The 12,587-nt window shown below is 37.4% G+C and carries 9 protein-coding genes and 1 pseudogene; 8 read left to right on the plus strand and 2 right to left on the minus strand.

The genetic code is table 11. From position 1 onward, the window contains the following. Positions 1–205: 205 nt before the first annotated feature. Both G7051_RS00825 and G7051_RS00830 read right to left on the minus strand, forming a co-directional pair. Entirely contained in the window at positions 206–2,566 is a 2,361-nt protein-coding gene (locus tag G7051_RS00825) for a glycoside hydrolase family 127 protein (RefSeq protein WP_166197789.1), read from the minus strand. Between the two features lie 12 nt (positions 2,567–2,578). After that, on the minus strand, positions 2,579–4,120 hold the full coding sequence (locus G7051_RS00830) for an alpha-N-arabinofuranosidase (protein ID WP_166197791.1): 1,542 nt from the start codon (positions 4,118–4,120) through the stop codon (positions 2,579–2,581). Between the two features lie 359 nt (positions 4,121–4,479). On the opposite strand from G7051_RS00830, the gene G7051_RS00835 reads away from it, so the two are divergent. The 8 genes and pseudogenes from G7051_RS00835 to G7051_RS00870 all read left to right on the plus strand — a co-directional run bounded on the left by G7051_RS00835 (position 4,480) and on the right by G7051_RS00870 (position 12,580). Then, positions 4,480–6,708, plus strand: a complete 2,229-nt coding sequence (locus tag G7051_RS00835) for a TonB-dependent receptor (protein WP_166197793.1) — start codon at positions 4,480–4,482, stop codon at positions 6,706–6,708. 497 nt (positions 6,709–7,205) lie between these two features. Further along, positions 7,206–7,508 (plus strand): urease subunit gamma, encoded by a 303-nt coding sequence (ureA, locus tag G7051_RS00840; RefSeq protein ID WP_166109612.1) that lies wholly within the window; start codon positions 7,206–7,208, stop codon positions 7,506–7,508. A gap of 20 nt (positions 7,509–7,528) precedes the next feature. Next, positions 7,529–7,828 (plus strand): annotated as a pseudogene (gene ureB, locus G7051_RS00845) (urease subunit beta); the annotation flags it as partial. Between the two features lie 72 nt (positions 7,829–7,900). Beyond that, positions 7,901–9,622, plus strand: a complete 1,722-nt coding sequence (gene ureC, locus G7051_RS00850) for an urease subunit alpha (protein WP_166197795.1) — start codon at positions 7,901–7,903, stop codon at positions 9,620–9,622. 94 nt (positions 9,623–9,716) lie between these two features. Then, positions 9,717–10,226, plus strand: coding sequence for an urease accessory protein UreE (ureE, locus tag G7051_RS00855; protein ID WP_166109616.1), 510 nt, complete (start codon positions 9,717–9,719; stop codon positions 10,224–10,226). 16 nt (positions 10,227–10,242) lie between these two features. Then, positions 10,243–10,929: an urease accessory protein UreF gene (locus G7051_RS00860; RefSeq protein ID WP_166197797.1), complete on the plus strand. Its 687-nt coding sequence runs from the start codon at positions 10,243–10,245 to the stop codon at positions 10,927–10,929. A 72-nt stretch (positions 10,930–11,001) separates the two neighbouring features. Further along, on the plus strand, positions 11,002–11,643 hold the full coding sequence (gene ureG, locus G7051_RS00865) for an urease accessory protein UreG (protein ID WP_166109620.1): 642 nt from the start codon (positions 11,002–11,004) through the stop codon (positions 11,641–11,643). Between the two features lie 88 nt (positions 11,644–11,731). Beyond that, positions 11,732–12,580 carry an urease accessory protein UreD gene (locus G7051_RS00870; RefSeq protein WP_166197799.1) on the plus strand — a complete coding sequence of 283 codons (849 nt, stop codon included), beginning with the start codon at positions 11,732–11,734 and terminating at the stop codon, positions 12,578–12,580. Positions 12,581–12,587 lie beyond the last annotated feature (7 nt).

Raw genomic sequence — 12,587 nt, forward strand, 5'->3', positions numbered from 1 at the left:
CTCATATTTTATCTATTACAAAAGAGAAGAGTCTCTTATGAAGTAAAAGAAAAAGTATCAATAAAAGAAAAGCAGTAGTCAAGTGTAACTTTTGTCACTTTTGTAACCTTTTTAGACGTTACACACTCATAAACAGACATTTAATCATTTAACAAAAGTGACACTTTATATTCTATATCTGTAACCTTTTGTGTACCATGTGTAACTATTTCTGATCCAGAATACGCACTTCGGCAATTTTAGAGACTCTGGATTTCGGTTGTGCTACAAGCTTTACAACTAGTATATCTTTAGATAATTCACTTTCAGGAATAGGATAAGTAATCGTCTTTAAACTGTCACCTGTGTCACCTTTTAAAGTGACTGATGCTACCTGCTGATTGTTAATTAAGATATCAAAGTTACCGGAAGATTCATCAAGATATTTCAGATAAAGGTATTTAGCCTGTCGATTGGTATTTTTCAATTGGTAACTAAACCATCCGCGTGCGTCACGCCAATGTATATCTTCGAAAAAACCGGTATTGGAGTCTTCAAACTTTATAAAATGATCCGATTCGGGTTGCTGTTCACCACAGATAACTTTATCAATTGTTATGGCATCGAGTTTTACCCTTTCGCGTTCTTCCTGATCGATTCTCTTTTGGATCTCTTTTACCTCATAGGCTGTTGCCTGTGCCCAATATAGGATGTATCGGGATTCGTGCAAGCGGAAAAAAGGTATAAGCTCCATTCCGTCTCTATACTTCTCAGGATACAATCCTGTTAATTCAAAGGTCAATGCCTTGCCGGATACAGGCTTTATCAGAGAGGTTATTTTGTCAGGGTCACTTACTATTACAGGCATGTCTTTCAAAGGGATTTGCCTTCCCGATGCAATATGCCCTCCCCTGCTATCATCGGCAAACAGTCCTTTCAGGTCTTCGTCTCCCGATTTGGCAGCCAATACAATGGGACCATAAAGGATTGAATAATAGTTGGATCTGTCGGGTAATTGCTCCACTGTAATGTGCATTGGCATATCCATGATTACGGTATCGCCTTTTTTCCACTTTCTGGTGATAGACACATAACCTGCTGAACTTTCAGAGACCGGATAATCTTTACCGTTAAGAGTTACCCTTAGTTCTCCTTTAGTAACCCATGCTGGATATCTCAGATTTAAGGTGAAAGCAATTGAATTTTCAGGATTAACGATGAGCTTAGTTTGTGCCTTATCCGGAAAAGAATTCTCCTGTATAATCTCGACCTTTTTCTCCTGCCAATTAAGATGAGAAGGAATAAAAAGATTTACATACAATTCGTTATCGGTATGAGCATAAATCATTTCTCCATACTTTGCATGATTTTCGAGACCCGACCCTACACAACACCAGAAGCTTGTCTGAGGTTGCGAATAAACCCGATAATGTCCGGGACGCATTTGGGTGAAATATACAAAGCCTCCTTGTTGAGGATTTTGAGTCGACAGAATATGGTTGTATAATGCCCGTTCGTAGTAATCAATATATCGCTCGTCAGCGGATGTTCCATAAAGCATTTTAGATAACCGAAGCATATTATACGTATTACAGGTTTCGGGCCCCTGCTCTCCGTTTATCATACGCGAGAAATTGTCTGTCGGATGAAAATGCTCGAATGCACTATTGCCTCCAATAGAAACCGAACGCTGTTCAACAACAGTCTCCCAGAAGAAACGTGAAGCTTCTGACCACGATTGGTTCCCTTCAAGATCGGCTATCCGTTTAAAGCCAAGCACTTTGGGTATTTGTGTATTAGCATGCATGCCCGTTAACTTATCTTCATGATTTAGCAATGGATTCAATATTTGTTGATGAGAAAACTGATGTGCCAATGCCAGATACTTTCCATTTCCCGTTATGGCAGCTACATCTGCAAAAGTTTCATTCAATCCACCATGTTCGCTACGCAGCATATCCTGAATTTGCTCTTCCGATAAACTGTCTACCAATAGAATAGCCCAATCGGTCATCTTCACCAACATTTCTTTGGCATCCTCATTTCCCGCATATAAATACGCATCGCGTAATCCTGCATAGGTTTTATGAATATTATACAAAGGCACCCATTTACCGTTAAGGTCAAAATTTCCGGCTCTTATATCTCCCTTAGCAACTTCTTCCCAGATAGCTTTTCCACCGGGTACACCACCGATATATCCATTTGCGTTTGCATTCTGACATCGTTTCAATTCACTTATCATATAGTCAAGCCTTTGCTTTATTTGCACATCTCCCGTTGACGCATACATAAGCGAAAGAGCCGATAGGTAATGCCCTCCTATATGCCCATCTAAACCTGTGTTTTCCCAATTGGTATAACTTTTGGCTTTAGGGCCGAGTCCGGCTTCACGCAAAAAAGGAGCCAATAACCTATCGGGATTTAATTCCATGAGGTACTGCCTATCCAGATCTTCTGCATGCTTAAACGGACTATCTGAAAGCCTTACATCATTCAGATCGAAATAGTGGACTCTTGATGGTAATTGGGCACATAAACAGGCTGCATATATGATATAGCAAACTAAAGTGGATAATCTTTTCATTTTAGTCTTAGATTATTTTATCGCAAGTACGACTATCGATTTGGCTGGCAATTTGATATTAAGCTTTCCATTTATAATCTTGGCTCCATCAAAGGGCTGAGGTTTCACGGCATTCGGCTTTTCAAATGTATTATAGTCATTAATTGTATTTGCCGTCAATATCTCACCACTTACGCTGGTAATATTCAGGTTTGAAAAGTCAACACTTACATTTCTTTCTGCATCCAAATCAATATTAGCCAGAGTAATATGAGTTACTCCGCTTTTCTGTGAAGCTGATGCATTAACCAAAGGAATGTTACGCCCTCTTATTTCTTTTGTATCCGACAGGATATCCATTGGAAGATAAGTTGCATCCTGATGTACCTTGTACATATCGAATATATAATACGTTGGAGTAAGCACCATCTTATCGCCTTTCGTCAAAATAACAGATTGAAGTACATTCACTATCTGAGCTATATTTGCCATCTGAATACGGTCGCCATACTTATTAAATACATTCAAGGATAGAGCAGCAACGAATGCGTCACGCAATGTGTTTTGTTGGTAAAGAAATCCGGGATTAGTTCCAGGTTCAACGTCCCACCAAGTTCCCCACTCGTCAACCATCAAACCGACTTTCTTTTCTTTGTCATACTTATCCATAATAGCCATATGCTTTTGGATTACCTCTTCTATTTCAAGACATTTACCAACTGTCCAGTAATAATCGTCCGACGAAAAATCGGTAGCCGAGCCTTTACTTCCATTCCAACCTTTTACAGTATAATAGTGAAGTGATAATCCGTTCATTTTATTTCCTGCTTTTTTCATAAGCACTTCTGTCCAGTTATAATCATAATCACTGGCACCACTAGCTATTTTGAACAGTTTATTTCCGTCATAATTGCGACAATAAACCCCGTACCGTCTAAACAAGTCTGCATAATATTCGGGGAGCATATCTCCACCACATCCCCAACTCTCATTTCCAACCCCAAAGTATTTTACTTTCCAAGCTTTGTCACGACCATTCTTACGGCGTAGATTAGCCATTGGGCTATCTCCTTCTGAGGTCATATATTCTACCCATTTAGCCATTTCTTCGACAGTACCACTACCTACATTACCACTTATGTAGGGTTCACAATCGAGCAGTTCGCATAAATTGAGAAATTCATGTGTTCCAAAACTGTTATCTTCAACTGTACCTCCCCAATTGTTATTGACCATTTTAGGTCGATTCTCCTTAGGTCCGATTCCATCCATCCAATGATACTCATCGGCAAAGCAACCTCCGGGCCAACGAAGATTAGGTATCTGAAGTTTTTTCAAAGCCTCCAAAACATCCGTACGATAGCCTTTTGTATTAGGAATAGAAGAATTTTCGCCCACCCATAAACCTCCATATATACATGAACCCAAATGCTCGGCAAAGTGTCCGTAAATATGCTTACTTATAGGTTGATTACCTTGCTCGGGGTGAACACGGATTATTACATCTTTTGTTTGAGATAAAACTGACAGAAAAATAAATAAAGCTGACGCTATAAGGAAAATCGTTTTTTTCATAACATTTAAATTCAATAGATTAATGTCACTAAGATAATCATATTAGATAATACACAATACTCAATTCCAGTTCATTTTAGGGGTATAAATTGGTCATCTGCTGTATTATTGTACAAAAAATGCTTATCGAAATAATCACTAGACAATTATTAACTATGCTTATCCCAATTTTAGCAAGACAGGCGTATAAAAAAAGACCAGAGGAAATTCTCTTTAAGAAGTAAAGCTATCGAAAATACAATACTCTATCCATTTCTGAATTTAACTTAAATTAAATTAAGTGGTTTTATTTTCAGCTTTAACGAACAAAAGATAACAACAAAATGTTAATTAGTAACATCCTTTAATAAGCAAACATTATGAGATTTTCCATTTTTATCCTTTTGGGCTTTATAGCTACGTCCACTCTACCGATTCTAGGACAAACTATAAAAGGTAAAATTATTAATCTCAATGGTAAACCTATCGAAGGAGTTCAAATCTTCAATATTAGAACAGATCAACATACCCATACAAACGAGTTTGGTATATTTACACTCGAAAAAACTCAACACAACGACATTCTTTCAATTGGAGGACTAGGATATAAAACCAAAGAAATTAAAGCCAATTTATCGGACCCGGAACCTATCGTACTTGATGAAGATGTTCTTCGACTCGAAGAAGTAGTTATACACCCTAAACTTGCAGGCTTAAATTTCATTACAGCTATAGACCTCAAAGTAACACCCGTAAACTCTTCTCAAGAAATATTAAGAAAAGTTCCCGGTTTATTTATAGGGCAACATGCCGGAGGGGGTAAAGCCGAGCAATTATTTTTAAGAGGGTTCGACCTCGACCATGGAACAGATATTGCTATCTCAGTTGATGGTATGCCGGTCAATATGGTTTCTCATGCACACGGACAAGGTTACGCCGATCTTCACTTTTTAATACCCGAAACAGTAGAACAAATAGATTTTGGAAAAGGTCCTTACTATGCCGACAAAGGAGACCTTGCTACCGCCGGATATGTTGCGTTTAAAACAAAAGAAAAACTCGATAAAAGTAGTGTAGGTCTAGAACTTGGACAATTCAATACAAGACGTATCATTGGGATGTTCAATATTCTTGACCACAATAATGCCAATCAGGACGCTTATATTGCCACTGAATACTTATTAACTGATGGACCTTTTGATGCTCCTCAAAACTTTAAACGAATAAACCTTTTCGGAAAATATACCTCCAGATTCAATGATAACAGCAAATTCTCTTTAACCGTATCTCACTTCACCAGCAAATGGGATGCATCCGGACAAATTCCATTGAGGCTTGTTAATGACGGTACCATTTCTTGGTTTGGAGCAGTAGATGATACCGAAGGAGGAAACACTTCGAGAACGAATATCAATGCCGCTTATTACAAGGCTATTGATGATAATACATACTTCAAAGCAAATACATTTTACAGTAAGTATAAATTTGAATTATACTCCAATTTTACCTTCTTTCTCGAAGACCCAATCAATGGAGATCAAATCAGACAAAAAGAAAATAGAGACATATTCGGACTTAATACCGAATGGGGAAAGACGCTTAACTTAGGAGATGTCAAAACATCTATACAAGGCGGAGTAGGCTTTCGCGCTGATGCAACTAAAGGCTCCGAACTTTCGAGAACCAAAGAACGATACATTACTCTTGATCGTATAATGCTGGGGGATATAGATCAATCGAATCTGTTTGCTTATATAAATTCGCAATTTGAGGTAGGTAAACTTACTATAGCACCTGCTTTACGTATTGACCAATTTCAATTTAATTATCAGGATAAACTAGACAGTGTATATAAAAATCAAGGAGTAAAAAAGACACTAGTTTCACCTAAGTTAAATTTTATCTATTCAGAAAGCGATAATCTTCAATTTTATCTAAAATCAGGTATGGGATTTCATTCGAATGATACCCGTGTAGTGGTTACCGATAAGAATAAAAAAACAGTTCCACGTGTATTTGGTTCTGATCTTGGCAGTATATGGAAACCTATTCCTCGACTCATTGTTAACAGTGCATTATGGTATTTATATTCTGAGCAAGAATTCGTATATGTAGGAGACATTGGTATCATAGAACCAAGTGGCAAAAGTAGAAGAATGGGGGCAGACTTGGGAATACGTTATCAATTAAACAATTGGATATTTATAGATGCAGATGCTAATTATGCTTTTGCACGTACTATTGACGAACCTAAAGGTGAAAATTACATACCTCTTGCTCCCGATTTTACGAGTACAGCCGGAATTGGATTAAATAACTGGAATGGTTTTTCTGGTAGTTTTAGATTTCGTTTTATGAATAATCGCCCCGCTAATGAGGATAATTCAATTATAGCAGATGGATATGCTATATTTGATCTGAACTTGAATTATCAATACAAGGGATTATTAACAGGAATAAGTATCGAGAATTTATTTGATACTAAATGGAAAGAAACACAGTTCGCAACAGAGTCCAGATTAAATAACGAACCAACCAGTGTAGAAGAGATACATTTCACGCCGGGTACTCCTTTCTTTTTCAGAGCACGCATTGGGTATAACTTCTAAGCAAGAAAGCAACATTAATTAAAAGAACAATAAGACAACGCATTCATCTATTTGTTAAAGTATCAACTAGTATATTAATCAATATTATCATATATGGATTAAAATCGGTGTGTACTATCCACTCTCCTCAAATTAGCAAATTAACAGATTTCAAAAAGTGTTACGATTTATCAAAAAGATAGCACTATCAGGAATAAAACGACATTATAAAAATATAGCCAATACAGATACAACAAATCCTAAAACAGAAAAAAAAGGAACAAAACCCCATAAACAACTATAAACAAACAATATAAAAACACGGAGAAGAACAAAACCATACATATCCACAACTCGCTCCCACAAACAAGAAACCTCAAATTGACATATTTTAGCATTAAAATAAAACAATACCCATAAAACATTATAACACAACAAATGTTATAATGAACAGTAAAGAGCGAATTTGAAGTTATCAAAATTTCACTCTGATTATCCAATTAAAAAAATACCCTATTATGCATTTAACACCAAGAGAAACTGAAAAACTACTACTACACCTGGCAGGAGAAGTAGCAGCTAAGCGTAAGCAACGCGGGTTGAAATTAAACCACCCCGAATCTATCGCTTACATCTCGAGTCATTTACTCGAAGCAGCACGTGATGGAAAATCGGTTGCACAACTGATGCAATACGGAGCAACCCTGCTCACTAAGAATGATGTTATGGAAGGGGTCGCAGAAATGATACCCGACGTACAAATTGAAGCCACATTCCCTGATGGAGTAAAACTAGTTACAGTACATACTCCAATACGTTAAACAAATTAAATTCGAAAATTATGATACCTGGAGAATATTTTATCGCAAAAGGGGACATTGAATGTAATGTTGGCCGTAGAACCGCAAAAGTAAAAGTGACTAATACAGGCGATCGCCCTGTACAGATAGGCTCTCATTTCCATTTTTTTGAAGTAAACCGAGCTATGAGTTTCGATCGTGCCAAAGCTTTTGGTATGCGTCTAAATATAGCTGCAGGAACAGCCGTTCGATTTGAACCGGGAGAAGAAAAAGAAGTAGAACTGGTTGTCTATGGAGGCCTGCGCCGTGCGTTTGGCAATAACAATTTAGTAGATGGAGACACTTCACTCGAATACAACAAACAACGCGGTGTTGAATTATTAAAAAGTAAAAACTTTAAAAACAAATAAGCCATGGGTCTGAAAATAGATAAAACCAAATATGTCGGAATGTATGGTCCGACCACAGGAGACAAAGTGCGCTTGGGCGATACTGAAATAATTGTTGAAATAGAAAAAGACTACACCGTATATGGTGAAGAAAATAAATTCGGTGGTGGTAAAACTATCCGTGACGGAATGGCTCAATCAAGTGTAGCAACGCGTGATCAAGGGGTTTTAGATATGGTAATAACCAATGTTATCATCATAGACCACTCAGGCATTGTAAAAGCTGACTTGGGTATCAAAGATGGTAAAATTGTAGGCATAGGTAAAGCAGGAAACCCAGACACAATGGATGGTGTTGCTCCAAATATGATTATTGGAGCTTCGACTGAAGTTCATGGAGGCCAAGGTCTAATTGCTACTGCAGGTGCTATTGATACACATATCCACTATATCTGTCCACAACAAGTAGAACATGCTTTGTATAGCGGTACAACTACGATGATAGGTGGTGGTACAGGTCCGGCTGACGGAACAAACGCAACAACTGTAACTCCGGGACCATGGCACATCGAGCGTATGCTTCAAGCATTGGAAGGTCTGCCTATGAATTTCGGTCTATTCGGAAAAGGTAATTCATCAACCGAAGCCCCACTAATAGAACAAATAGAAGCCGGAGCTTTAGGCTTAAAACTTCACGAAGACTGGGGAACATCTCCTGCAACTATCGATACAGCTTTGAAAGTAGCTGACAAATACGATGTTCAGATAGCTATCCACACAGATACTCTGAATGAAGCAGGATTTTTGGAAGATACAATGAACGCCATCAACGGTCGTGTAATACATACATTCCACACCGAAGGTGCGGGTGGAGGTCACGCTCCTGATATTATCAAGATTGCTATGTATCCTAATGTATTACCTGCATCTACTAATCCTACACGTCCTTATACAGTAAATACAATAGACGAGCATCTTGATATGTTAATGGTTTGTCACCACTTGAAACGTACTATTCCCGAAGATGTATCATTTGCCGATTCACGTATCAGACCCGAAACTATTGCTGCCGAAGATATTCTTCACGACATGGGAGTATTCAGTATCATGAGTTCCGACTCACAAGCAATGGGACGTATCAGCGAAGTAACTATACGTACTTGGCAAACAGCTGATAAGATGAAAAAACAAAGAGGCCCATTAGCTGAAGACGACGGTAAAGGAAATGATAATTTCAGAGCAAAAAGATATGTAGCAAAATACACTATCAATCCGGCTATAGCACAAGGTATTTCTCAATATGTAGGATCAATTGAACCCGGTAAATTTGCCGATATCGTATTATGGAAGCCAGCTTTATTCGGTGCAAAACCTGAGATTATTATCAAGGGAGGTATGATGATTGCTGCACGTATGGGTGACCCTAGTGCATCTATTCCTACACCTCAACCGGTTATGTATCGTAATATGTTTGGTGCATACGGCAAAGCTCTTAATAAAACATGTATCACTTTCGTATCAAAAGTATCTTACGATAACGGAACTGTACAAGGATATGGTTTAGAAAAAACACTTCTACCTGTTTCAGGATGTAGAAATGTATCTAAAAAAGATCTTATTCATAATGACAAGACACCCGAGATTACAGTAAATCCCGAGAACTACGAAGTAAAAGTAGACGGTGTTAAAATCACTTGTGAACCTGTGGATACAGTTCCATTAGGACAACGTTACTTCCTTTTCTAAAATAAGGAAAATTCAATAAAGATAACCGGAATGAAACTTAAAACATTCCGGTTATTAAAAAACTAAGCAGACAACCTCAAAACAGAAAGATATCATGGTAATAGAACAAATCATAGGCAATCTGAAAGATATAGAAATAACAAACCGAAAAGTTGAACTAGTTCAAATTGAATGGTTTGAAGCCAATAAACGCATCCAACGCCGCAAAACAAAGGAAGGAACCGAAGTTGCCATACGATTTATAAAAGAAGGACAACGACTTCATCAGGATGATGTAATTTACATGGATGAAAACAAAATAATAGCAATAGATATATTACCATGCGATGCCATAGAGGTTACACCCCATACAATGCAAGAAATGGGTAGTGTATGTTATGAAATAGGCAATAAGCACTTACCAGTATTTATTCAAAATGATGCAGTACTTATTCCGTACGAAGAACCCATTTTTAAATGGTTAGTAGCAACAGGATACCATACACACAAAGTACACACGAAGCTGCTAAATATAGTTAATGCTAGTGTACAACCACACAGCCATGGACATTCGCATGGAGAAGGAAGTTCTATTTTTTCGAAAATAATGGGATTAGGTAAATAAATAAAGCCATACAACTATGAATGCTTATCTGGGGAAATTACTACACCTATGCGATCCGACCTTACCAATTGGAGGATATTCCCATTCGAACGGATTGGAAACATATGTACAAAACAAAATAGTAAAAGATGATGCCTCTACTGAGGTATTTGTACATAATATGATTACCAATAATATACTATATAATGATGCATCCTTTGTAAAGTTGGCGTATGAAATCGCTTTACGTAATGATATTCGAGAACTTATAGCCCTCGATCAGGAATGTGCAGCATTAAAAGCCCCCATAGAGATAAAACAGGCCAGCCGCAAATTGGGTATAAGGCTTCTGAAAATATTTGACAGGCAAACCACATCACCTATTATAGCAAAATATCAGGCAGCCATTACGACACAAGATGCCGAAGGGCATTACTCAATTATGTTTGGATTATATGCTGCATTGTTTGAAATCCCTATCTCTGAAGCAATATATGCATTCTTATATAATGCAGCAGTAGGAATGGTAACAAATGCTGTCAAACTGGTTCCTCTAAGTCAACTTTCGGGACAAGATATTTTATATAAAATGCAAGATGTTATCCAATCAACAGTATCACAGGTATTAATCCTAGATAGGAGTCTTGTCGGACTATGTAATATTGGATTCGATATCCGCTGTATGGAACATGAGCGGTTGTATTCGAGATTATATATGTCATAGGTAAACAATAACAAGGAAAACAAATAAGTTAAGATATACCATTTATTAAAATTCAATAAAAAACAAAAGGATATGAACAAGAGAAAATATATAAAAGTAGGCGTAGCAGGTCCGGTTGGATCAGGTAAAACAGCACTATTAGAACGCCTTTCACGTAAATTAATGCATGAATACAGTATAGGCGTTATTACAAACGATATATACACAAAAGAAGATGCTGAGTTCTTGACAAAAAACAGTCAGCTTCCTCAAGACCGTATCATCGGAGTGGAGACCGGAGGATGCCCTCACACTGCCATACGAGAAGATGCCAGTATGAATCTTGAAGCTGTTGAAGAAATGGCAAACCGATTTGATGATATTCAGATCATCTTTATTGAAAGTGGAGGTGATAACCTTTCGGCAACTTTTAGTCCTGATCTGGCAGATGTTACCATTTTTGTAATTGACGTAGCCGAAGGCGATAAAATACCAAGAAAAGGTGGTCCCGGAATTACCCGTTCAGACCTTCTTGTTATCAATAAAATAGACTTAGCACCCTATGTACTTGCCGATTTGGGAGTAATGGAACGCGATTCTAAAAAAATGAGAAAAGGTGCTCCTTTTGTATTTACAAATCTTATGACATTAGAAGGCTTAGATACAGTAATTGCATGGCTGAAAAAATATGCATTGCTTGAAAATATCGAAGAACCTGCAAAATTGATTCGATAAGTCCTAAATAATCAAACGGGCAATTCTTTAAATAAAATTGCCCGTTTACTCAAAAGATATACCAGAACCTCTTTACAACGTTTATACCATGATCAATAAGCTTGATTTAAAAATAGGATACAAAGAAGGGAAAACGTATCTTAAAGATACATACTTTACCCGCCCATTCAGGTTAGCAAACGTTGGAGAAAACAGACCCGATCCGGCTCTTTATCTGATGATTATGAGTTCATCACCGGGCATTCTTGATAACGACTGCTACGATATCGAAATAATTACCGAACCAGATGCCAGACTTCAGCTTCAAACACAGTCTTATCAACGACTCTTTAAGATGAAAGACGGTGCCAGTCAGAAGATGGTTATTAAATTACATGAAAACAGCGAAATAAGTTATATACAACACCCGATAGTTCCTCACGAAGCATCGATATTTAAAGCTCATAATAGTGTGTATATGGATAAACGAAGCATATTCACTTACGGGGAGATAATTACTTGTGGACGAAAACATTCGGGAGAGGCATTCTTATTTAAGCAATTTCAAAATCTGACCGAGATATACTACAACAACAAACTAATTATAAAAGATAACATACTGATAGAGCCGGCATTGATGAATATACATTCTATGGGACAGCTCGAAGGGTATACACACCAAGCAACTTTACTGCATGTAAACACTCGCAACGAAGATATTAGCAGTCACGCCGAATATATACATGACTTGTTGTCTGAAGAAGATAACATCATTTATGGAATATCTCAACCGATTGGCAATTCTATAATAATTAGAGTTTTAGGAAATGGAGGGGAACAACTTCTTGATTTATTTAAAAAAATCGAAAAGTACTTATGGGAATTAAATACTCCTGCTTCTCACCCTATAGAAAAACCTCTGATCGTAATTGAGAAGATAGTTTCATCTCTAAATTGAAAAGTAT

It is taken from the genome of Dysgonomonas sp. HDW5B (assembly GCF_011299335.1).
In the GTDB taxonomy this organism is placed as follows: domain Bacteria; phylum Bacteroidota; class Bacteroidia; order Bacteroidales; family Dysgonomonadaceae; genus Dysgonomonas_A.

Excerpts from the sequence above, each read along its gene's own strand:
- ureA (WP_166109612.1), top strand. The coding sequence starts at position 7,206 with ATGCATTTAACACCAAGAGAAACTGAAAAACTACTACTACACCTGGCA.
- G7051_RS00830 (WP_166197791.1), bottom strand. The coding sequence starts at position 4,120 with ATGAAAAAAACGATTTTCCTTATAGCGTCAGCTTTATTTATTTTTCTG.
- ureE (WP_166109616.1), top strand. The coding sequence starts at position 9,717 with ATGGTAATAGAACAAATCATAGGCAATCTGAAAGATATAGAAATAACA.
- ureC (WP_166197795.1), top strand. The coding sequence starts at position 7,901 with ATGGGTCTGAAAATAGATAAAACCAAATATGTCGGAATGTATGGTCCG.
- G7051_RS00835 (WP_166197793.1), top strand. The coding sequence starts at position 4,480 with ATGAGATTTTCCATTTTTATCCTTTTGGGCTTTATAGCTACGTCCACT.
- G7051_RS00825 (WP_166197789.1), bottom strand. The coding sequence starts at position 2,566 with ATGAAAAGATTATCCACTTTAGTTTGCTATATCATATATGCAGCCTGT.
- ureG (WP_166109620.1), top strand. The coding sequence starts at position 11,002 with ATGAACAAGAGAAAATATATAAAAGTAGGCGTAGCAGGTCCGGTTGGA.
- G7051_RS00860 (WP_166197797.1), top strand. The coding sequence starts at position 10,243 with ATGAATGCTTATCTGGGGAAATTACTACACCTATGCGATCCGACCTTA.
- G7051_RS00870 (WP_166197799.1), top strand. The coding sequence starts at position 11,732 with ATGATCAATAAGCTTGATTTAAAAATAGGATACAAAGAAGGGAAAACG.